This window comes from Pedobacter albus (genome assembly GCF_036324255.1).
Lineage (GTDB): Bacteria > Bacteroidota > Bacteroidia > Sphingobacteriales > Sphingobacteriaceae > Pedobacter > Pedobacter albus.
Map to the genome: position 1 here is coordinate 504,628 of NZ_JAZDQT010000003.1, position 20,996 is coordinate 525,623.

Consider the following 20,996-nt stretch of genomic DNA (forward strand, 5'->3'; position numbering starts at 1 on the left):
AAGTATAAAACACCAACCAAGATAAGCTATGCAGACTAGGCATAGCTTATCTATTGATGTAACTTTTGCTTCCCAACAACACTTCGTTAAACCCGATCAAACCAAAAGAAATTCATAATATTTAGTCCTTTTGTGCACAGCGCATGCAAAAAATGCTTAATTTTTCACTTCGTAAATATTCGTTGCCTTACCCAATAGAACCAAGTAACTACCTTGAAAAAATTTCCATTCTATAAACAACCCGATCAGATGGACTGCGGTCCCACCTGTTTGCGCATGGTAGCCAAATACTATGGTAAAAACTTTAGCCTACAGAAACTAAGAGACATTAGCGGCATCAATAAAGAAGGTGTTTCTCTTTTGGGCATTAGCGAAGCTGCCGAGAAAATTGGTTTCAGAACCATGGGCAGCAGGCTCAATGTGGAGCAGCTGGCCGAAGCCGAACTCCCAGCCATTTTGCATTGGAACCAAAACCACTTTGTTGTTTTACGTAAAATTAAAAGAGGCAAATACTACATTGCCGATCCTGGCAAGGGATTGATCGAATATACACAAGCCGAATTTCTGCAACGCTGGCTAAGCACGCAGAACAACGGACATAGCCAAGGCATAGCTTTGATGCTGTCGCCGAGCCCAACTTTTTATGAGCAGGAAGGCGATAAAAACGAAGGACTGAATTTTTCTTTCCTGCTGCGTTACCTTTACCGCTATAAGCAGCTGGTTGCCCAGCTTTTTGTAGGCCTTGGGGTAGGCAGCTTATTGCAGCTGATCGTGCCTTTCCTTACCCAGTCGGTGGTAGATATCGGTATCAATACCCGCAACCTTAACTTTATCTATATCATTCTCATCGCGCAGACCATGTTGTTTTTGGGGCGGATGAGTGTTGATTTTATCCGTTCCTGGATTTTGTTGCACATCAGCACCCGGATCAATATCTCCATCCTGACCGACTTCCTCATCAAGCTGATGAAACTGCCGATGAGCTTTTTCGATACCAAGATGACCGGCGATATCATGCAAAGGATGAACGACCAGAAAAGGATCGAAAGCTTTTTAACAGGTTCAACCTTGAGCACCATCTTTTCGATGTTTAACCTGGTGGTGTTTACGGGTGTTCTGGCTTATTATAATGTCAACATCTTTATCATCTTCTTGGCCAGCAGTATTCTGTATTCGGCTTGGGTAATTGCTTTCTTAAAGCGCAGAAGGGAACTTGACTTTAAACGTTTCGACATTTCTTCCAAAAACCAGAGCAGCATTGTACAGCTGATTGGCGGTATGCAGGAAATCAAGCTCAACAATTGCGAACAGCAGAAACGTTGGGAATGGGAACGTCTGCAGGCTGGTTTGTTTAAATTCAGCATCAAGAGCCTTTCGCTGGGCCAGATCCAACAGGCCGGTGCATTTTTCATCAACGAAGGAAAAAACATTATAATTACCTTCTTGGTAGCTAAATCGGTTATCGATGGACAGCTTACCTTGGGGGGGATGATGGCCATCCAGTACATTGTTGGGCAGGTGAACAGCCCGATAGAGCAATTGTTGGGCTTTATCCAGCAGTTACAGGATGCCAAAATCAGTTTGGAGCGCCTGAATGAAATCCACCAGATGGAAGACGAAGAACCTGTTGACAAAAGCTTCCTCAAAGAATTGCCGATGGATCAGAGCATTTCTATCAACAACCTGAGTTTTACCTATCCGGGAGCTGGCAATGAACCGGTACTTAAGGGAATAGACTTGTCCATCCCGCATGGCAAAACCACCGCTATTGTAGGCATGAGCGGCAGTGGCAAAACCACCATATTGAAGTTGTTGTTGCGCTTTTATGTGCCCCAAAAAGGCGATATCAAAGTAGGTGCAACGCATCTCGACCAAATTGGTTATGGCTATTGGCGCAAACAATGCGGTACGGTAATGCAAGATGGCTTTATATTTTCGGACAGCATTGCCAAGAATATTGCCGTAGCCGACGAATATCCAGATATGGCCAAACTGCAGCACGCCATTAAAGTGGCTAACATCGGCGATCTGATCGAAAGTCTGCCTTTGGGCCTCAATACCAAGATAGGCGCAGAAGGCAATGGCATTAGTCAGGGGCAGAAACAAAGGATACTGATTGCGAGGGCTGTTTATAAAGATCCGGCCTATATCTTCTTTGATGAAGCCACCAATGCCTTGGATGCGAACAACGAAAGCGTAATTATGCAGAACCTGGAAGACTTTTTTAAGGGCAGAACCGTAGTGGTGGTAGCGCATCGTTTAAGTACGGTTAAAAATGCGGATAATATTGTGGTGCTCGACAAAGGAATTATCATCGAACAGGGTACGCACACCGAACTGACCAAGAAAAGAGGCGAATATTATAATTTGGTAAAAAACCAATTGGAACTAGGAAATTAACACGAACATGCCATTAAGAGAAGAAAGTATTTATCAGCACAGCGAAGAAGTTAATGAAATCATTACCGCGGTTCCCTCATGGATATTGAGGCGAGGCATAACCCTGATTTTATTGATTTTGTTGGCTATTATTCTGTTATCGGCGTTTATACGTTACCCAGATATCGTTAAAACCTCGCTAAAGGTTAATTCGCTTAATGCGCCCAAAGAAGTAATTGCCCATCAGCCCGGCAAACTGGTGAAGCTTTTGGTAAAAGACAATCAGCCGGTTAATGATAAAGAGCCTTTGGCTTTTATAGAAAGTACGGCCAACCATTATGATGTGATGAGTTTGGTTGCCAAATTGAAAATGCTGAGCAAAAAACTAACCGATGGCCAGGTCATTAAAACCAACGATTTAGATACCAAGGGCCTTAACCTTGGCGAATTGCAAGGCAACTACCAGTCTTTTTATCAAGAATACCTGCAGTTTATCAGTACCCAAAACGGAGGCTTTTATTTAACGCAAAAGGCTTACCTGCAAAAAGACCTCGAAGAAGTACGCAAGCTGCAGCAACAGATCTATAAGCAAAAGCAGATCCAGGAAAAGGAATATGCCAATGCCGAAGAAGAGTACGAAAACTACAAAAAACTGAAAAGCAAAAACGTTATTTCCAACAGCGAATTTAAGCAGCAGGAAAACAAGTACTTGGCCAGTAAATATCCTTTAGAGCAAACCGCTACTGCCTTGATCAATAACAATGCGAGCTACTTGGCCAAGCAAAAAGAGCTGGCCACTTTAGAAAATACCATTAAGGAGCAACAGGCCAAGTTTGTACAGGCGTTAAACAGCATGATCAACGAAACGGAAAGCTGGATGCTGAAATACGTCGTATCGGCACCGATGTCGGGTAGGGTAGGTTATGTAGGCATTTTACAGGAAAACCAGAATGTATCGGCCAATCAGGAACTGTTTATCGTTAACCCGGGCAACACCAATTTTTTTGGCGAAGTACAGATACCTCAGTACAACATGGGCAAGGTAAGCGTAGGGCAAAGGGCATTGGTTAAGCTGAGAAGCTATCCATTTGAAGAATTTGGCGCTATTAATGGCAAAGTAAGCTATATCACCGATGTAGCGCTAAAAGATAGCGTATTTGTAGCCAAAATAGATTTTCAGCAATTTGAACAAAAGGATCCGGAACATCCCATTGTGTTGAAACAAGGCATGGTAGCCGATGCAGAGATCATTACCAGGGAAAGTTCGCTATTGCAGCGCTTTTTGAGAAACATGACCAAAATGTTCAACAGCCAAGGCGGCTAAGCCGATCCATTTTAAAACAACTGGAGGCTCTTTCTGAGCTATGGGTTTGGTTATTAGGATTATACTTATTAATTTATAGTTAATTTAAGATAACCAGCATGCGGTTGTAAAACAGATGCCGTGGTGTATAGCCCTACGTGGAAAGGCTAAAATCTATAACCTTTTAAATCCAAATCATGAAAAAATCGAATTTACTAAGCAAAAGTGAAATGAAAAAAGTAACGGGAGGTGTTCCGGCATGGAGTGCTACTTGCACGGATCCTATTTCGGGTTCTTGGGTTTGTTACGACAGAATTAGTACCTGCATCCAGTATTGCTGGGATGGTTGGTCGTGTTCGGTAAATACTGGTGTAGTAGGCTGCGGCTAAAGCGCACTCAGTAATCAGGTAAAATGACTTAGCATCTTTCTAGTCGCCAGATTGAAAATACCAAACTGGTCAAGAAAATAAAAAAGGGGGGCTAATTGCCCCTTTTTAATAAGTTAAAATTCTTTCTACAACTTCCTCCAGTCTTTTCTTCGCCAAAAAATCTTCTTCCAGTACCTTGCTCATCGGGATGGCGGTATCTAAGCTCGCGCAGCGCATTACTGGAGCATCCAAATATTCGAAACAATGTTCGGCAATCCAGGCCGAAAGCTCTGCGCCAAAGCCGTTTGTTAAAGTGTCTTCATGTAAAATAATCACCCTGCCTGTAGCTTTAACGGCGTTGGTTACGGCATCTTTGTCCCAAGGCTGCAGACTTACCAAATCAACCAAGGTTGCCGAAATTTCGGGATGTTTGGCTAAATATTCAAGTGCCCAATGGACGCCTAATCCATAGGTAATAATGCTCAACTGCTTGCCCTGTTGCAATACCTTAGCCTTGCCGATTTCGGTGGTGTAATAACCGTCGGGCACTAAGCCACTCAAGCTGCGGTACAGGTATTTGTGTTCGAAATAAATCACCGGATTAGGGTCGTTAACGGCACTGATCAACAAGCCTTTGGCATCAGCCGGAAAGGCAGGATAGACTACTTTTAAGCCCGGGGTTTTGGTAAACCAGGCTTCGTTGCTCTGCGAGTGGAAAGGCCCTGCGCCTGTACCCGCACCCGTAGGCATGCGTACCACTACATCGGCTTTTTCGCCCCAGCGGTAATGCGTTTTGGCCAGGTTGTTGACGATTTGGTTAAAGCTACAGCTTACAAAATCGGCAAATTGCATTTCAACCACCGCTTTATAACCATTGATAGAAAGGCCCAAACCAGCGCCTACAATCGCCGATTCGCAGATTGGGGTATTGCGCACCCTTTCTTTGCCAAAAGCGGTTACAAAGCCCTCGGTAATCTTAAAGGCACCGCCATACTCGGCAATATCCTGTCCCATGATTACCAGGTTCGGGTGTTTTTGCATGCTTTCGCGCAGGCCATCACTAATGGCGTCGAGGTAGCGTTTTTCGCTTTGTGCAGTACCGGGAGCTGTTGCCTCGGGTTGATAAGGTGCATACATGTCAACTTCTTCGGCCAATTCATTAGCGGTAGGTTCTGCTTCGTTAAAGGCTTCTTCAACCTCGGTTTCAATGCTTGCCTTGAATTCGCTTTTGATGGTGCCGATAAGCTCCTCGTTTAAAATGCCTTGTTCAACAAGATAAGCTTCAAAATTCTTAACCGGGTCTTTAATCACCCATTCGTCGAAAAGATGTTGGGGTACATATTTAGTACCCGAAGCTTCTTCGTGGCCACGCATCCTAAACGTAAGGCATTCGATGAGTACGGGACGAGGCTTAGTTCTGATATCTTGAGCAACACGGTCAATCGTGTCGTATACTTCCAATAGGTTATTGCCATCCAGTTGGATGCCTTCTATGCCGTAGCCAATGGCTCGATCTACCAAATGTTTGCAGTTGAACTGTTCGTTTATTGGAGTAGAAAGGCCATAGCCGTTGTTCTCGATGAGAAAAATAACCGGTAAATTCCATACCGATGCCACGTTGATGGCCTCGTGGAAATCACCTTCGCTAGTAGCGCCTTCGCCGGTAAATACCAAGGTAGCCTTTTGTTGTTTGGCAATAACATCGGCCAATGCAATTCCATCGGCCAAGGCCATTTGCGGACCCAAATGCGAAATCATGCCAATGATTTTATAATCCTGCGTTCCGAAGTGGAAAGAGCGATCGCGACCTTTGGTAAAGCCCGAGATTTTGCCCTGCCATTGGGCCATCAGCTTTTTTAAGGGAATGTTGCGACTGGTAAAAACACCCAGGTTGCGATGCATCGGCAAAATATATTCGTCGCTTTGCATGGCCAAAGTACTGCCTACTGCAATGGCTTCTTGACCAATGCCCGAAAACCATTTGCCAATTCTGCCCTGCCTTAAAAGGATGAGCATTTTTTCTTCAACCATTCTGGGATAAAGTATGGCCTTGTAAAAAGCCAACAGTTGTGCATTGTCTTTACCTTTTCTGTCGAACTGCATATAATTTGGTTAGGTTTTTAAGCTTAGCTAAGCTAGTGATCTTTGGCCTAAGATTCTGGATTTTTCTGTTTTTCCTCCCACTGCTTAGCAAACGACTTGTTGGCAATTTCGGGCATGCTGCGGTATTTGCCCCAGCTCTTTTTAAAGAACCTTTTCAAAAAGAAATTCTTGGCTTTGCCACCAACCATATCCATCAACGAACGTTTTTGCATGCCTTTTTTCCAAAGTTTCCAGCCAATTTCTTCTGTTTTGCTGTTTTCATGGGTACTGGCCGCATCGCGCCTGTTCAGTAAGAGCATTTTGTGGATGTCTATCTTTACCGGACATACTTCCGAGCATTTGCCACATAAACTAGAAGCGTAGCTGAGGTGCTTAAACTCGGCCATTCCCTTAAAATGTGGGGTGATGATAGAGCCGATAGGTCCACTATAAGTCGTATCGTAGGTGTGGCCTCCAATATTTTTATAAACCGGACAGGCATTTAGGCAGGCACCACAACGTATGCAGTAAAGTGCTTGGCGCTGTTCTTTTTGGGCCAAAAGATTGGTTCGGCCATTGTCGAGCAACACCACATACATTTCTTCCGGACCATCGGTTTCGTTGACTTGGCGCGGACCGCTTAAAATGGTATTGTAAACTGTGAGGTTTTGTCCCGTACCGTGACTGGCCAACAAGGGCCAAAAAAGATCGAGGTCCGCTATAGAAGGAATCAGTTTCTCGATGCCTACAATGGCAATATGGATTTTAGGAAAGGTGGTTGATAAACGCGCGTTGCCTTCGTTTTCGGTGAGGGCAATGCTTCCGGTATCGGCAATTAAAAAGTTGCCTCCTGATATGCCGATGTTGGCGGTTAGGTATTTCTCGCGCAACAGTTCCCTGGCTTTTTGGGTGAGTTGCTGGGGTGTGGCATCTATTGGGGTACCAAATTTTTCATGAAACAGTTCGGCAATCTGCTCCTTGCTCAGGTGCATAGCAGGCGTTACAATGTGGTAAGGTGCCTGACCCAAGAGTTGTACAATGTACTCGCCCAGATCGCTTTCTAATGATTCGATGTGGTGTGCTTCCAGGAATTCGTTCAGGTGGATTTCTTCGGTTGTCATCGATTTGGATTTGATGACCGTTTTTCCGCCAGCTTTTTGGATGATATTGAGGATTTCCTTTTGCGCCTCGGCCGCATCGTTGGCCCAAATTACCTTGCCACCCCGTTTCTGGAAGTTGGCTTCGAATTCGGGCAGGAGCTTGTCGAGGTTTTCCATCACGCGCCATTTGATGGTATGTGCTTTTTTCTTTGAGTTTTCGAGGTTTTCGAATTTGGAAAGGCCCCGCTCTACGGCGGTATTGTATCTGCCAATATTGAAATTGATCGTTTTACGGTGCGCTACATCAAAAGCTTTTTCATCAGCTTTTACCAAAAAATCTTCTGCCGTTTTACTCATGTCCAAATATACTATAAAATGTAAAATGGATAACGGAAAATGTAAGGTAGGCGTATATCCTTTTGAAGAGAACACTTGCGAAGTTTTAAAAACTTCGCAAGTGTTCGTCAAGTTGGTCGGGAAATGTTTTCTCGATCAGCAATGAGATTTAAAAGACCAAAGCCCGATGCTAGTCTATTAAGCAAAAAACTCACGATAGCATTACTATCGTGAGTTTTTTGATTGAAATGTAAACTTGTTTTTCTCTTTATGATTAATCAACGCGTTCAACTCCGCACTCATAATAAGAGAACCAGCCATTGTTGGTTTCTTGCTCTACACGTGCTTGTGCATCTTCAATGGTAATACCACATTTGTGGTACATATCACCATTTGCAGGGTCAAAGGTGTATGCGCAACAATAGTAGCCAGCTGCGACACCTCCAAGGATTTCCTTCATTTCTGATTTGTTTAGTGCTTTCATGTTTTAGGTTTTAAATATTTAGTTATCCATGTTGATAGTAAATTTAAAAAACATTGTGCACAAAATCAATAAGATCCTTATGCTTTAAGCTTATTCTAAAAGCTACTAAAGAATAAGAGAAACCGCGTATCGGTGATTTTTAATTTGTGGCTGATTAGTTAGTTTTAGACGAACCGTCTGCATTCTTGTCAACCACTGGTCGGTTAGCCCTATTGGCCAGCTCCCATGCGATATAATAAGTAAGATGTGCACGTTTAGCCAGCAAGTCAAAATTGATTTTGCTAATCTCATCGCCAGGTTGATGATAATCCTGCTCTAGCATACCATCGTAATAGAAAATTACAGGGATGCCCAATTTGGCGAAATTGTAGTGGTCAGAACGATAATAGATTTGTTGAGGATCTTTTGGATCGTCAAATTTATAGTCCAGTTTCATTTTAGTATAGGTATCGTTCACCTGCTCGGCGATTTTGCCCAATTCGGTACTCAATTTGAAAGAACCTACCGAATATACATAGTTGGCGCTGTCTGGTTTGCCCAAATAAGGCTCGCCTACACGGCCAATCATATCGGTGTTTAAATCTGCAATGGTGTTTTCTACTGGGAATACGGGATTTTCTGAATACCATTCAGAACCTAGAAGACCTTTTTCCTCACCTACTACGGTCATGAACAAGATGCTTCTTTTAGGGCCTTTGCCCGCTTTTTTGGCTTTAGAGAAAGCCTCAGCCATTAATAAAACACCAGTTGTACCCGAACCGTCATCGTCGGCACCATTGTTTACTTTGTCTTTGGCATTAGGATCTTGTACCAAACCAATATGGTCGTAGTGGCCAGTGATGATCAATACTTCATTTTTCAATTTTGCATCAGAACCTTCCAAGAAACCCAATACGTTTTCGCCACGGTGAGCATTTTCTTTTTTGGTTGCGTTTGCTACAAGTGAAACATTCAACACTTGGGAAGCTGGTTTGCCGCTTTCAGCAATTTTTTGGGTAACCGCAGCAACCGAAGTCGAGCCTGCCTTTAAAATTTCATCAGCAGTTGCTGGAGAAATGGTAATGGTTACGTAAGGAATTGGCCTTTCAAGCGCTTTGGCGCTAGCCGCATTCTTTAACATGATACGTCCATTTGCCGAGGCTTCTTTGAGGTAATTAGGGGTTTTGTCAAAATTAGGGTCGATTAACAAAATTGCTTTTGGTTTGTTTTTGGCAATATTGCTCATCATTTTTTGTCTAGCCATCATGATGGCACGTTGGTTAGGCTTTTCAGTATCAGAAGTTTTCGCTGTTGGATCTCCCGAGGCAAATACCATTACTACTTTTCCTTCCACGTTAATGCCGTCGAAGTCGTTATAGCCATCTCTTGAGATACCATAACCTGCAAAAACGATTTCATTGGCGTTGATATCCAAGCCATTGATGCCAACGCTGGCATTCGAAATCAGGAAGTCGGTGTTTTTTTGTTTGGCTTTTCCGTTGATCGAAAGTGAGCTTTGGGTAAGGTCATAAGTAACCAAATCAACTTTTTGGAAATAAGGATCGTTGCCACCTTTAACGGGGCCTTTCAAGCCAAAGCTTTGGAATTGTTTTTTAATGTAGTCGGCAGCCATCCAAGCACCTTTTTTGCCGGTTTCTCTACCTTCATATTCGTCTGAGGCTAAGATAGACAGGTGTGCCCTGCCTCGTTGAGCATTGATGATTTGGCCAAATTTGACAGCGTTCTGGTCTTGTTGCGCTACCGCACTCAGGCTCAGCATGACTGCCAGCCCGGTGTATAGAAATTGTTTTTTCATCATTTTGGTTAAGTTCTACCTTGGCCTACAGTTCATCGGCCTAAGGTTTGGTTGTTATAAATAATTGTTAGCAAGCTATTTTGTCAACCCTCTTCTCGTGTCGGCCTCCTTCAAAAGGCGTATCCAAAAAAGTGGTTGTCATTTCTTTGGCCAATTCAGGCGATACAAACCTTGCCGGAATGCAGATGATATTGGCGTTGTTGTGCTGTCTGGCCAGTGCAGCAATTTCTTTTTCCCAGCAAATGGCAGCCCTGATCTGTTGATGCTTATTGGCCGTAATGGCTACGCCGTTGGCACTGCCGCAAACCAAAATTCCGAAATCAAATTCCTTGCTTTCTACCGCCGAAGCCACCGGGTGTGCAAAATCGGGATAGTCGACCGAATCTACACTGTGCGTGCCAAAATCTTTTACTTCATAGTCTGACAGGTAGGTTTTGAGCATTTCTTTGTATTCAAAACCGGCGTGGTCTGCGCCAATCGCAATTTTTAATTTTTGGTTTGTAGCCATTCTCAAATTTATATAGAATTATGGAGCTTATGCGTAAATTTTTTGTTGCGGCCTCAAATCTTAAGACTAACTTTTATAGAGTTCTTTTTCTGCTTTCAGTTTTTTCTTTTCGATGTTGGCCGAAATCATGATGCTTAATTCATACAACAAGAACAACGGCATGGCCACGATCATCATCGTATATGGATCGGCAGTAGGGGTAACCACGGCTGCAACCACCAAGATTAAAATGGCCGCATATCTTCTGCTCTTCCGCATAAACTTAGGTGTCATTATACCTAGTTTCGAAAGGATAAAGATGATTACAGGCAATTGGAAGATGATACCCGTTCCTAAAGTCAAGGTCAATACCGTTGATAGATAGGAATCGATGGTGAAGGTATTTTGTATGCTCGGATCGACGGTAAAGTTGATCAAGAAGTTGATAGAAAGCGGACAGATGATATAATACCCAAAGAGCACGCCTAAGAAGAACAGAACAGAGGCAAAAAATACAAAGCCACTGGCCGATTTGCGCTCGGCTTCTAACAGGGCAGGTTTAATGAACAACCAGATTTCGAACAACAAATAGGGGATGCCCAAAATGATACCAGCGGTAATACAAGAGTTCATTTGCAAGGTAAACTGCCCCGACATTTCGGTATTGATGATTTTTGCATCGATTTTGGTGATACAAAACTCCTTGCCAATTACAGAAGGGAACATTTCATAAAGCTTGCACATCATGCGATAAGTCCAAAAGCCCGGGTTCTTTGGCATCATGATGATATCGCCCCAAATAAAATCGGAAAAGTAGAAGGCAAAACAGGTGAGTATGGTTACTACAAGTAGTCCTCTTAACAGGTGTTTCCTCAATACGTCAAGATGGTCGAAAAAAGACATTTCTGCTTCCAGGCTTTTTCCTTTGTTTTTGATCGAATCGATCAGGTCTTTTGCTTTATTGTCGCTCATTGAAAATAGTTGTAAACAAAAATACCATTCTGTTTGATATAGAATGGTATTTACGATTTAAATCTATGAAAAGATTAAATTATTTGGACATAATCTTTTTTATTCTGAGAATTCGAATGTTTCCATGAATTTGGTGGTAAAGTTGCCCGCTCTAAAGTTAGGGTCTTTCATCAGTTTCAAATGGAAAGGAATGGTGGTTTTAATACCTTCGATCACAAATTCGCTCAAGGCACGCTCCATGGTACAGATCGCCTCTTCGCGGGTTTGGGCCACGCAAATCAGTTTGGCAATCATCGAGTCGTAGTTAGGCGGAATTTGATAGCCCGCATAGACGTGGGTATCTACGCGTACGCCATGGCCACCCGGCGAGTGGAAATTGGTAATCTTGCCTGGCGAAGGCCTGAAGTTGTTGAACGGATCTTCGGCATTGATGCGGCATTCGATGGCATGCATATCAGGCGTATAGTTTTTGCCCGAAATCGGGATGCCAGCTGCCACTTTGATTTGTTCTTTGATCAAGTCGAAGTTGATTACCTCTTCGGTTACCGGATGCTCTACCTGGATACGGGTATTCATTTCCATGAAGTAGAAATTGCGGTGTTTGTCTACCAAAAACTCTACGGTACCAGCGCCTTCGTAATTTACGGCCAAAGCACCTTTAATGGCAGCTTCGCCCATTTTTTGACGTAACTCTGGTGTCATAAAAGGAGAAGGAGCTTCTTCTACCAATTTTTGGTGACGACGCTGAATAGAGCAATCTCTTTCAGACAAGTGGCAGGCTTTGCCATATTGGTCGCCAATAACCTGGATTTCGATATGGCGTGGATCTTCGATGTATTTTTCGAGGTAAAGGCCGTCGTTACCGAAAGCAGCACCTGATTCCTGACGGGCACTGTCCCAAGCGGCTTCAAATTCTTCGTCTTTCCACACAATGCGCATCCCGCGGCCACCGCCACCGGCAGTAGCTTTTAAGATAACAGGATAGCCCATATCGTTGGCTATTCTGATGCCGTCTTTAACGCTCTCCAGCAAGCCTTCAGAACCTGGAATGGTAGGTACGCCTGCAATTTTCATGGTTTCTTTGGCCGATGATTTATCGCCCATGCCATTGATCTGCTCTGGTGTAGCCCCAATAAATTTAATTCCGTAATCGCGGCAAACCGACGAAAACTTGGCGTTTTCTGACAAGAAGCCATAGCCTGGGTGGATGGCATCGGCATTGGTCAGCTCTGCCGCAGAGATGATATTAGGGATGCTCAGGTAAGAATCCTTACTTGGTGGCGGACCTATACAAACAGCCTCATCGGCAAAACGTACGTGCAAGCTCTCTCTATCAGCTGTAGAGTAAACCGCAACGGTTTTGATGCCCATTTCCTTACAGGTACGGATAATACGCAAAGCGATTTCGCCCCTGTTGGCAATTAATATTTTTTTAAACATGCTTTTATATTTGAGATAAGAGATTTTGGGCTAGGCGAAGTGAAGTCTTCACTGGCTAGCTTTGTCCCTTATCTGGACACTACGATTAAATAGGTTCTACTAAGAATAAAGGTTGGTCGTATTCAACCGGCGAAGCGTTATCAACCAATACTTTAACGATGCGTCCTGAAACTTCGCTTTCAATTTCGTTAAACAATTTCATGGCCTCGATAATGCAAACTACCTTGCCGGCGCCAATTTCGTCGCCAACATTTACAAAAACAGGCTTATCAGGGCTAGACGAGCGGTAGAAAGTACCGATCATTGGCGATTTTACCGTAATGTATTTCGAGGTGTCCTCAGCGGCTGGCGCACTAGGTGCTTTTGCTTCTGCTGCTGGTTGCGCAGGTGCTGCTACAGGCGCTGCAGATACGGCGGCCACTGGCGCAGGTACAGCTGCGTTTACGTAAACAGGTGTCTGGTTGGTTTTGATGGTAATTTTGAAGTTTTCTTGCTCAATCGCCACTTCGTTTACCCCCGACCGAGAAACAAATTTGATGAGTTCCTGAATTTGTTTAATATCCATTCTTTCGTTGTTATGTTAAAAAAATTGGTGTCTTATGAATTAACTAAGTTATAGTTTTTTTGTTTTATTTTTTAATCGCAAATAATTGATGGTTTATGGCTTATAGACCATGGTCTATAGCCCAATAACTATCGACTAATTAGTAGGCCCACTTCAGGTAAACCGAGCCCCAGGTAAAGCCTCCGCCAAAAGCGGCCAAGATAATGTTGTCGCCTTTTTTGAGTTGGCTTTCCCATTCCCATAGACAAAGCGGAATAGTTCCGTTGGTGGTGTTGCCGTAGCGCTCGATGTTGATCATTACCTTTTCGGCACCAACGCCCATTCTCGAAGCGGTGGCATCGATAATGCGTTTGTTGGCTTGGTGAGGCACTAGCCAGGCTACATCGTCGGAAGTGAGGCTATTGCGCTCCATAATTTCGGCCGCTACATCAGCCATATTGGTTACGGCAAATTTAAATACGGTCTGTCCTTCCTGGTGTGCAAAGTGCTCTTTGGCATCAACGGTTTCGTGCGAAGCTGGCTTGACAGAGCCGCCAGCTTTCATGCCCAGGTATTTGCCCCCGGCACCGTCAGATCTTAAGATCGAATCTTGTATGCCCAAGCCTTCTTCGTTGGGTTCTAGCAATACGCAACCGCAACCATCGCCGAAAATAATGCAGGTGGCACGGTCTTCGTAATTGATGATGGACGACATTTTATCACCGCCAACTACCAATACTTTTTTGTGTTTGCCCGCCTCGATAAACTGCGAGCCGGTGGTTAAGCCATAAATAAAGCCCGAACAGGCCGCCTGCAGGTCGTAGCCCCAGGCATTTTTGGCACCTATTTTATCGGCCAGCACGTTGGCTGTAGCCGGAAATGTAAAATCGGGGGTGGTGGTACAGAAAATGATCAGGTCTAGTTCTTCGGCCGTGATCCCTCTCTTTTTAAGCAAGCCGTTTACGGCCTCCACAGCCATATCGGAAGTGCCCAGGCCTTCGCCTTTTAATATTCTTCGCTCCTTGATGCCCGTTCGCGTCGTAATCCATTCGTCGTTTGTGTCAACCATGGTTTCCAGTTCCTGATTGGTAAGGATATAATCTGGAACATAACCGTGAACCGCAGTAATAGCAGCGTGAATTTTATTCATTGTGTTAAGTTTAAATTATTGGAATGCAGCTTGTATTTTGCCTACCAGTCCGGTAGTGATCATGTCTCTGGATTGAAAAATCATATTTTTTACAGCCTCTGGGCTCGAAATTCCGTGGCCGATCAATACCGGCGCGTTTACGCCCAAAACCGGGCTTCCGCCGTAGTTTTCGTAATTGAAACGATCGAAGAACTCGTCCTTTAATCCTTTTTTGATGGTCAGCACATAAAACGATTCGGCCAGTTTCAGCATCACGTTGCCCGTAAAACCGTCGCAAACAATGACATCGGCCTTGTCGTTAAACAAATCGCGTCCTTCAACGTTGCCTACAAAATTGAAAAGCTCGGTTTCTTTCATCAAAGGGAAGGTAGCCAGCGAGAGCATGTTGCCTTTTTCGTCTTCTTCGCCAATATTCATCAGGGCCACTTTGGGCTTTTCGATCTGCATTACGTTTTCGGCATAAAGGCTGCCGAGTATGCCGAATTGCAAAAGCGTATCGGGCTTGCAGTCGGCATTGGCGCCAACGTCTAACAACAAACCGGTACCGCCTTTAAGCTTGGGTACGATGGTACATAAGCAAGGACGGATAATGCCTGGAATGGTTTTAACGCTAAAAACGGCACCAACGAGCATGGCTCCAGAATTGCCTGCGCTTGCAAACGAATCGATTTTGCCTTCTTTTAAAAGTTGAAAGCCTACGGCTATGCTTGAATTTGGTTTTTGAAGGATGGCCTTCGTGGGATGTTCGCCCATGCCAATCACTTCGTCGGTATGTACGTATTCGAAGTGATCAGGATTGAATCCTTGATCGGCGAGTAGAGGTTTAATCTGCTGGGTATCTCCGATAAGCACCAGATGCTGATCGGGAGTAAGGGATTGATGGGCCGCTATTGCTCCTAAAACAATTGCTTTAGGAGCATAGTCTCCGCCCATAATATCGAGACCTATTTTCATAGTAAAAAATCTTTTGTGCGGTTAAGCTAAACGCTTTTAATTCTATCAGTCTAAGTTAAAACTTAAACTCATGGAAAGCACAAAAATTTTTCAGAAAATTAACCTATCGAAGTGTTTTCTATAACTAATTTGCCGTTGTAGTACAAGTTGCCGTCAACATTGTACGCATGGTGAGGTAAGTGTACAGCACCAGTAGTTTGGCATGTGGTCAAAGAAGGTGCTACTGCTTTATAGTGAGTTCTTCTTTTGTCTCTTCTTTGTTTAGAAACCTTGCGTTTTGGATGTGCCATTGCTGATTTGTTTAATTATTTATTTTAATTTTTTTAAGGCGGCCCAACGTGGGTCGTCGTTTTGTTCTTCTTCTTGCGTTGTGCTTTCGCCCGATAGCTTTTCTAAAGTGGCCAGCATTTGCTGATCACATTCCTGGCCGGCTTGGGCACAACTGTTAATGTAGGGAACCGCTACGGTAATGAATTCGTAAATCGATTCCGAAACATCGATAGCGCTTTCCTTTTTGTGAAGGATAATGATGTCTAAATCATCGCTTTCTCCTTCGTCTTCGGTAAATTTTACAATCTGCCTCTCCTTTAGGTCAATTGGCTGTCCAAATTCAGCTAAACATTTGTCGCAATTCAGCTGTATCGTTCCCCAGATGTGGAAGTTCAACAAGAGCATTGTTTCCTGTTTGTCTAGCTCAACTGTGGCTTTAAGTGCTCCATCTTTTACCAAAGAGTACTCAAATGCATCAAAAAAGCTTTTGTCAATCTCGAACTCGAACTGGTGCTTACCCAGTTTCAAGCCAGTAAACGGGATTGAAAATTGTTTTAACGCTTTCAATTGTAACTAAATTTTAGCCTGCAAAGGTAGAAAGAATTTTATTTAAATAGAAATATTTTTGCAAAATAGAATGCGGTTCATTGGTTCAATAGCTCGTTGGGCATTAGCTGGTTGGATGTTGGGATCGTTCATTGGTTCATTAAGCATCGGTTCATTGTTGTATCTCAATACCACAAGCCATCCACCATGTGCCATCAGCCATAGACTATGGGCTATCGACTTAGCCTTTCGGCGCCAGCACCATATCCTTATCGTTTCTCGACCATTCGCTCCACGAACCTACATATAATTTAGGGATAGGCAAGCCTGCATAGGCCATGGCCAATAAGGTATGGCAGGCGGTAACGCCGGAGCCGCAATGTACAATGGTTTGCGCAGGGCCGAAACCGATTAGGGCTTTTTCGTATTTTGCCTTTAAGGTGGCGGGCGCTAAAAACCAGCCGTTGCTATCCAGGTTTTCGGTAAAGGGAATATTGGTTGCACCTGGAATATGGCCCGCTATTAGATCGATGGGTTCGGTAAGGCCGGCATAACGGTTGGCATCGCGCACGTCGATAATCAATTGCTTGCCGTTTTTGCTGGCTTCTTCCACCTCATTAAGATCGGCTTGGGTTAAATTCCAATTGCCCATAGGATATTTGCCTGTTTCTTTTGCCGTTTCAGTTTGGCTGCTTGTGGCAAAGCCTGCTTCAATGGTCGCGTTCAATCCGCCATTTAGCACTTGTACTTTTGGGTGGCCAATGGCTTTCAGCATCCACCAAAAGCGTGCGGCCGCGTTAGAGCCGTTCTTGTCGTCGTAAATCACTACATGGGTGCTGGGCGAAATCCCGAATTTGCCCAAAACCGTTGCAAATTGGTCGATAGTAGGCAAGGGATGCCTGCCTCCATCGGCATAGTCGGCTTTAATATCGGCCAGATCGGTATTCAGGTCGATGTACAAAGCGCCTTGCAGGTGGTTTTCGTCGTATCTGGCTTTCGAGCCAGCGCTGGCGTCAACCAATACCAAATTAGGGTCGTTGGCTAAAGCAAGCAGTTCTGCAGGCTGTATAATCGGAAAAATTTGGTTTGGCATATCGTAGTAGTTTAAGCCCAATTGCTAATTCGCATCATCCTTCACATCGGCAGCGGTTTCAATGATTTTGCCACCGGTTTTTAATTGGTTGCCCAACATGGCTTCCTGTTCCCTACGGTGTTTCACAATGTGGATGGCTGCAAAAAGTGCTTCCATAAACGAAGTTGGGTCGGCTAGGTTTTTGCCTGCAATATCATAGCCTGTGCCATGATCGGGCGAGGTACGTACAAATTTTAATCCGGCAGTATAGTTTACACCCGTGCTAAAAGCGATGGTTTTGAAAGGAATGAGGCCTTGGTCGTGGTACATGGCCAAAACGGCATCGAACTGTTTGTAGGTGCCGTTGCCAAAAAAGCCGTCGGCCGGGTAAGGACCGAAACAGATGATGCCCTTGTCGAAAGCTGTTTGTATGGCCGGACTGATAATTTCCTGTTCTTCCTTACCTAACAAGCCATTGTCGCTGGCATGTGGGTTAAGGCCCAACACCGCTATTTTTGGCTTTTCTATCCAGAAATCCTTTTTCAGGCTGTCGTTGATCAGCTGTAGCTTTTTCACGATTTTCTCTTGGGTAATGCTCTGTGGTACGTCTTTAACAGGGATATGGCCAGTAACTACGCCAACACGTAGGCTATCGCTGATCAAGAACATCAGCACATCGTTGCTCCCGCTGCGTTCTTGCAGGTATTCGGTATGGCCCGGGAAATTGAAGTTTTCTGATTGGATGTTGTTTTTGTTGATGGGAGCCGTTACCAGGGCATCGATTGAACCGTTCAGCAAATCGTCGGTTGCTTTTTGCAAGGATAAAAATGCGTATTTTCCACCGGTTTCGTTGGCTTGGCCAAGTTCTATTTTCACGTCTTCCTCCCAACAGTTGATCATGTTGGCCTTGCGCGGATTGGCTGCATCGGCACTGCTGATTACGTTGAAGGCGAAATCGTTCATGTGCAAAGATTTGCGGTGAAACGAGGCCACCTTGGTATGCCCGTAAACAATTGGCGTGCAATAATCTAATAACTTATGTTCGGATAAGGTTTTTAAAATCACTTCTAAACCTATGCCGTTTACGTCTCCTATGCTGATGCCTATTTTAACTTTATCACTCATGCGCTATCAAAAAGAATTTAGCGCAAATTAGCGATTATAATGATTAACCACAAAGATTGCTGGGTTTTCTGATAGTAGGGTACGGCGCATTAATCAATACTTAAGCAAGCTTAGGTGCCTGAGTGGTAAATATTAACCACCTAAGAAGCCTTTAACGCAGTTAAGCATGTTTGGCGAGACTTTAAAGTTCTAAGGTGCACTTAGGTGTCTGAGATTGTAAAATTATAAAGTGCTTTTTTAAGGGTTAACCGCCTAAGGGTCCTTAGAGCAGCTAAGTGTTTGTTTGATTAGGCTATTTATGTCTAACAATTAATTACAGGAACTAAATTCGGTGGCAATTCTAAGGAGCACTTAGGTGTCTGAGATGGTGGAATTATAAACGCTTTTTTAAGAATAACCACCTAAGAAGCCTTAGAACAGCTAAGCATTTAAAATTCTAAGGAGCAGTTAGGTGTCTGAGATGGTGAAATTATAAGCGCTTTTTTAAGAATAACCACCTGAGGAGCCTTAGAACAGCTGAGCATTTAGAAATTCTAAGGAGCAGTTAGGTGTCTGAGATGGTGAAATTATAAGCGCTTTTTTAAGAATAACCACCTGAGGAGCCTTAGAACAGCTGAGCATTTAGAAATTCTAAGGAGCACTTAGGTGTCTGAGATGGTGGAATTATAAACGCTTTTTTAAGAATAACCACCTAAGAAGCCTTAGAACAGCTGAGCATTTAAAATTCTAAGGTGCGCTTAAGTGTCTTAAATGGTGAAATTAAGCATAAATTATTAATGCAGCTTATGACTTAATGGTTCAAAATAACAGAATAGATTGCGCCATAAAACCTTACCTTTGTGTGCTTAGCGGTAAAAATCGATAAAATGAGTTTAGTAAAAGCAAAAAAACATTTAGGCCAGCATTTCTTAACCGATAAAAAGATAGCCGAAAAGATTGTAAACGGCCTTATCCATACCGATCAGTACCGTCAGGTGTTGGAGGTAGGACCGGGCATGGGCATCTTGTCTGATATCCTGCTGGAGAGGGAAAACCTCGAAACTTTTTTGATCGACATCGATGTAGAATCCTATCACTTTTTGCAACAGAAATATCCGCAATTGGGCGATAGGCTCATTAATGGCGATTTTCTGAAGCTCGATTTAACCTCCATCTTTCCAGGTAAGTTTGCCGTAATTGGCAATTTCCCCTACAATATTTCTTCGCAGATACTTTTCAAGATCCTCGAACATCGCGATAATGTTGTAGAAATGGTAGGCATGTTCCAGAAAGAGGTGGCCGAACGTTGCGCCGCCAAATCGGGTACCAAAGAATACGGCATCCTCAGTGTGCTGATCCAGGCTTACTACGATATCGACTACCTGTTTACTGTAAAGCCGGGCACCTTTAACCCGCCACCCAAAGTTAATTCGGGCGTAATCCGCTTAAGCAGAAACCAGACCGAAACTTTGCCTTGCGATGAAAAGCTGTTTTGGCGTACGGTAAAGGCCGGATTTAACCAGCGTAGAAAGACCTTGCGCAATGCTTTATCGGGCACCATTAAAAAAGAACAAATGGACCAGCATCCGTTTTTTGATAAGCGCGCCGAGCAATTGAGCGTTGCCGATTTTATTGAACTTACCCAACACCTTAGCCAATTAATGCTCGCCTCTTAAGCCATGAACCCTAAGATTTTAATTGTAGACGACCTTCATCCCATATTTGCCGAGCAGGCACGCGTTTTAGGCTTTGAGGTAGATGATTGCCCCTTGATTACCCGAGCTGAAACTTTAGCCGTGATTAAAGATTATACAGGCATTGCCGTGCGCACCAAGTTTAGGATAGACCAAGAACTGTTGGATGCCGCTCCTCAACTTAAATTTGTAGCTCGTGCCGGTGCCGGACTAGACAATATCGACGAAGCGGTAGCCAAAGCAAGAAATATTGCACTTATTAATGCCCCCGAAGGCAATAGCGATGCCGTTGGCGAACATGCCGTAGGCCTCTTGCTGGCCCTGATGAACAATTTCCGCAAAGCAGATCAAGAGGTGCGCAATGGAATTTGGGATAGGGAAGGCAACCGTGGCTACGAACTTAAAGGCAAAACCGTTGGCTTGATCGGCTATGGCTTTATGGGCCAGAAAATGGCCAGAAAATTGGCTGGATTTGAAGTTAACGTAATTGCTTACGACAAATACAAAACCGGCTTTACCGATAACTATGCCAAAGAAGTGAGCATGGAAGAAATGGTAAGGCAAAGCGACGTGCTGAGCCTGCATATTCCGCTTACCGCCGAAACCAGGCAAATGGTTAACGACGAGTATTTTTTCCACTTCAAAAAGCCTATCTTTTTTATCAATACGGCTCGGGGTGAAATCGTAAATACACAATCGGTATTGAACAATATCAGGTCTGGAAAAATTGTGGGCGCCGGATTGGATGTACTCGAAACGGAAAAATTTCCGGTGCTTGCCGAACAGCCATGGTATGCCGAGCTGCGCGAATCGGACCAAGTGATTTTAACCCCTCACGTGGCTGGATGGACCTTTGATTCGTATCGTAAAATTTCTGAAGTGCTTGTCGAAAAACTCAAGGAAATCAAGTTATAAT

19 protein-coding genes are annotated in these 20,996 nt (G+C 43.9%); 5 read left to right on the plus strand and 14 right to left on the minus strand.

What is annotated here, in order from left to right; translation table 11 throughout:
* The first annotated feature begins 213 nt into the window (after nt 1–213).
* The 3 genes from VRU48_RS17370 to VRU48_RS17380 all read left to right on the plus strand — a co-directional run bounded on the left by VRU48_RS17370 (nt 214) and on the right by VRU48_RS17380 (nt 4,071).
* Complete coding sequence (locus VRU48_RS17370) at nt 214–2,400, plus strand: peptidase domain-containing ABC transporter (RefSeq protein ID WP_330109188.1); 2,187 nt, start codon at nt 214–216, stop codon at nt 2,398–2,400.
* A 7-nt stretch (nt 2,401–2,407) separates the two neighbouring features.
* On the plus strand, nt 2,408–3,703 hold the full coding sequence (locus VRU48_RS17375) for an HlyD family secretion protein (RefSeq protein ID WP_330109189.1): 1,296 nt from the start codon (nt 2,408–2,410) through the stop codon (nt 3,701–3,703).
* Between the two features lie 176 nt (nt 3,704–3,879).
* The gene (locus VRU48_RS17380; RefSeq protein WP_330109190.1) at nt 3,880–4,071 is read left to right on the plus strand and encodes a hypothetical protein; all 192 of its coding nucleotides are present in this window, start codon (nt 3,880–3,882) and stop codon (nt 4,069–4,071) included.
* Nucleotides 4,072–4,176: 105 nt separating this feature from the next.
* Here VRU48_RS17380 and VRU48_RS17385 read toward each other — a convergent pair whose 3' ends face one another.
* From VRU48_RS17385 to pdxA, 14 genes are all read right to left on the minus strand, one after another.
* Nucleotides 4,177–6,153 (minus strand): alpha-ketoacid dehydrogenase subunit alpha/beta, encoded by a 1,977-nt coding sequence (locus tag VRU48_RS17385; RefSeq protein ID WP_330109191.1) that lies wholly within the window; start codon nt 6,151–6,153, stop codon nt 4,177–4,179.
* Nucleotides 6,154–6,200: 47 nt separating this feature from the next.
* Complete coding sequence (locus VRU48_RS17390; protein WP_330109192.1) at nt 6,201–7,589, minus strand: LutB/LldF family L-lactate oxidation iron-sulfur protein; 1,389 nt, start codon at nt 7,587–7,589, stop codon at nt 6,201–6,203.
* A 253-nt stretch (nt 7,590–7,842) separates the two neighbouring features.
* Nucleotides 7,843–8,052, minus strand: a complete 210-nt coding sequence (locus VRU48_RS17395; RefSeq protein WP_330109193.1) for a hypothetical protein — start codon at nt 8,050–8,052, stop codon at nt 7,843–7,845.
* Between the two features lie 154 nt (nt 8,053–8,206).
* Complete coding sequence (locus VRU48_RS17400; RefSeq protein ID WP_330109194.1) at nt 8,207–9,850, minus strand: M28 family peptidase; 1,644 nt, start codon at nt 9,848–9,850, stop codon at nt 8,207–8,209.
* Nucleotides 9,851–9,914: 64 nt separating this feature from the next.
* Entirely contained in the window at nt 9,915–10,355 is a 441-nt protein-coding gene (gene rpiB, locus VRU48_RS17405) for a ribose 5-phosphate isomerase B (protein WP_330109195.1), read from the minus strand.
* Between the two features lie 66 nt (nt 10,356–10,421).
* On the minus strand, nt 10,422–11,306 hold the full coding sequence (gene tatC, locus VRU48_RS17410) for a twin-arginine translocase subunit TatC (protein WP_330109196.1): 885 nt from the start codon (nt 11,304–11,306) through the stop codon (nt 10,422–10,424).
* 99 nt (nt 11,307–11,405) lie between these two features.
* Nucleotides 11,406–12,746 (minus strand): acetyl-CoA carboxylase biotin carboxylase subunit, encoded by a 1,341-nt coding sequence (gene accC / locus VRU48_RS17415; RefSeq protein ID WP_330109197.1) that lies wholly within the window; start codon nt 12,744–12,746, stop codon nt 11,406–11,408.
* Nucleotides 12,747–12,831: 85 nt separating this feature from the next.
* Nucleotides 12,832–13,311, minus strand: a complete 480-nt coding sequence (gene accB / locus VRU48_RS17420; RefSeq protein ID WP_330109198.1) for an acetyl-CoA carboxylase biotin carboxyl carrier protein — start codon at nt 13,309–13,311, stop codon at nt 12,832–12,834.
* A 139-nt stretch (nt 13,312–13,450) separates the two neighbouring features.
* A complete protein-coding gene (locus tag VRU48_RS17425; protein ID WP_330109199.1) occupies nt 13,451–14,440 on the minus strand; it encodes a beta-ketoacyl-ACP synthase III in 990 nt (329 codons plus the stop codon).
* A gap of 15 nt (nt 14,441–14,455) precedes the next feature.
* Nucleotides 14,456–15,394 carry a phosphate acyltransferase PlsX gene (gene plsX / locus VRU48_RS17430; RefSeq protein WP_330109200.1) on the minus strand — a complete coding sequence of 313 codons (939 nt, stop codon included), beginning with the start codon at nt 15,392–15,394 and terminating at the stop codon, nt 14,456–14,458.
* Nucleotides 15,395–15,492: 98 nt separating this feature from the next.
* Entirely contained in the window at nt 15,493–15,684 is a 192-nt protein-coding gene (gene rpmF / locus VRU48_RS17435) for a 50S ribosomal protein L32 (protein ID WP_199140505.1), read from the minus strand.
* Nucleotides 15,685–15,703: 19 nt separating this feature from the next.
* Nucleotides 15,704–16,231 (minus strand): YceD family protein, encoded by a 528-nt coding sequence (locus VRU48_RS17440; RefSeq protein ID WP_330109201.1) that lies wholly within the window; start codon nt 16,229–16,231, stop codon nt 15,704–15,706.
* 220 nt (nt 16,232–16,451) lie between these two features.
* Entirely contained in the window at nt 16,452–17,303 is an 852-nt protein-coding gene (locus VRU48_RS17445; RefSeq protein WP_330109202.1) for a sulfurtransferase, read from the minus strand.
* 24 nt (nt 17,304–17,327) lie between these two features.
* Entirely contained in the window at nt 17,328–18,407 is a 1,080-nt protein-coding gene (gene pdxA, locus VRU48_RS17450) for a 4-hydroxythreonine-4-phosphate dehydrogenase PdxA (protein ID WP_330109203.1), read from the minus strand.
* Nucleotides 18,408–19,273: 866 nt separating this feature from the next.
* On the opposite strand from pdxA, the gene rsmA reads away from it, so the two are divergent.
* On the plus strand, nt 19,274–20,062 hold the full coding sequence (gene rsmA / locus VRU48_RS17455) for a 16S rRNA (adenine(1518)-N(6)/adenine(1519)-N(6))-dimethyltransferase RsmA (RefSeq protein WP_330109204.1): 789 nt from the start codon (nt 19,274–19,276) through the stop codon (nt 20,060–20,062).
* Between the two features lie 3 nt (nt 20,063–20,065).
* The gene (locus VRU48_RS17460) at nt 20,066–20,995 is read left to right on the plus strand and encodes a 2-hydroxyacid dehydrogenase (RefSeq protein WP_330109205.1); all 930 of its coding nucleotides are present in this window, start codon (nt 20,066–20,068) and stop codon (nt 20,993–20,995) included.
* Nucleotide 20,996 lies beyond the last annotated feature (1 nt).

Coding starts and splice junctions, on each gene's coding strand:
- VRU48_RS17375 (WP_330109189.1), top strand. CDS start 2,408: ATGCCATTAAGAGAAGAAAGTATTTATCAGCACAGCGAAGAAGTTAAT.
- VRU48_RS17380 (WP_330109190.1), top strand. CDS start 3,880: ATGAAAAAATCGAATTTACTAAGCAAAAGTGAAATGAAAAAAGTAACG.
- VRU48_RS17385 (WP_330109191.1), bottom strand. CDS start 6,153: ATGCAGTTCGACAGAAAAGGTAAAGACAATGCACAACTGTTGGCTTTT.
- VRU48_RS17390 (WP_330109192.1), bottom strand. CDS start 7,589: ATGAGTAAAACGGCAGAAGATTTTTTGGTAAAAGCTGATGAAAAAGCT.
- VRU48_RS17395 (WP_330109193.1), bottom strand. CDS start 8,052: ATGAAAGCACTAAACAAATCAGAAATGAAGGAAATCCTTGGAGGTGTC.
- VRU48_RS17400 (WP_330109194.1), bottom strand. CDS start 9,850: ATGATGAAAAAACAATTTCTATACACCGGGCTGGCAGTCATGCTGAGC.
- rpiB (WP_330109195.1), bottom strand. CDS start 10,355: ATGGCTACAAACCAAAAATTAAAAATTGCGATTGGCGCAGACCACGCC.
- tatC (WP_330109196.1), bottom strand. CDS start 11,306: ATGAGCGACAATAAAGCAAAAGACCTGATCGATTCGATCAAAAACAAA.
- accC (WP_330109197.1), bottom strand. CDS start 12,746: ATGTTTAAAAAAATATTAATTGCCAACAGGGGCGAAATCGCTTTGCGT.
- accB (WP_330109198.1), bottom strand. CDS start 13,311: ATGGATATTAAACAAATTCAGGAACTCATCAAATTTGTTTCTCGGTCG.
- VRU48_RS17425 (WP_330109199.1), bottom strand. CDS start 14,440: ATGAATAAAATTCACGCTGCTATTACTGCGGTTCACGGTTATGTTCCA.
- plsX (WP_330109200.1), bottom strand. CDS start 15,394: ATGAAAATAGGTCTCGATATTATGGGCGGAGACTATGCTCCTAAAGCA.
- rpmF (WP_199140505.1), bottom strand. CDS start 15,684: ATGGCACATCCAAAACGCAAGGTTTCTAAACAAAGAAGAGACAAAAGA.
- VRU48_RS17445 (WP_330109202.1), bottom strand. CDS start 17,303: ATGCCAAACCAAATTTTTCCGATTATACAGCCTGCAGAACTGCTTGCT.
- pdxA (WP_330109203.1), bottom strand. CDS start 18,407: ATGAGTGATAAAGTTAAAATAGGCATCAGCATAGGAGACGTAAACGGC.
- rsmA (WP_330109204.1), top strand. CDS start 19,274: ATGAGTTTAGTAAAAGCAAAAAAACATTTAGGCCAGCATTTCTTAACC.
- VRU48_RS17460 (WP_330109205.1), top strand. CDS start 20,066: ATGAACCCTAAGATTTTAATTGTAGACGACCTTCATCCCATATTTGCC.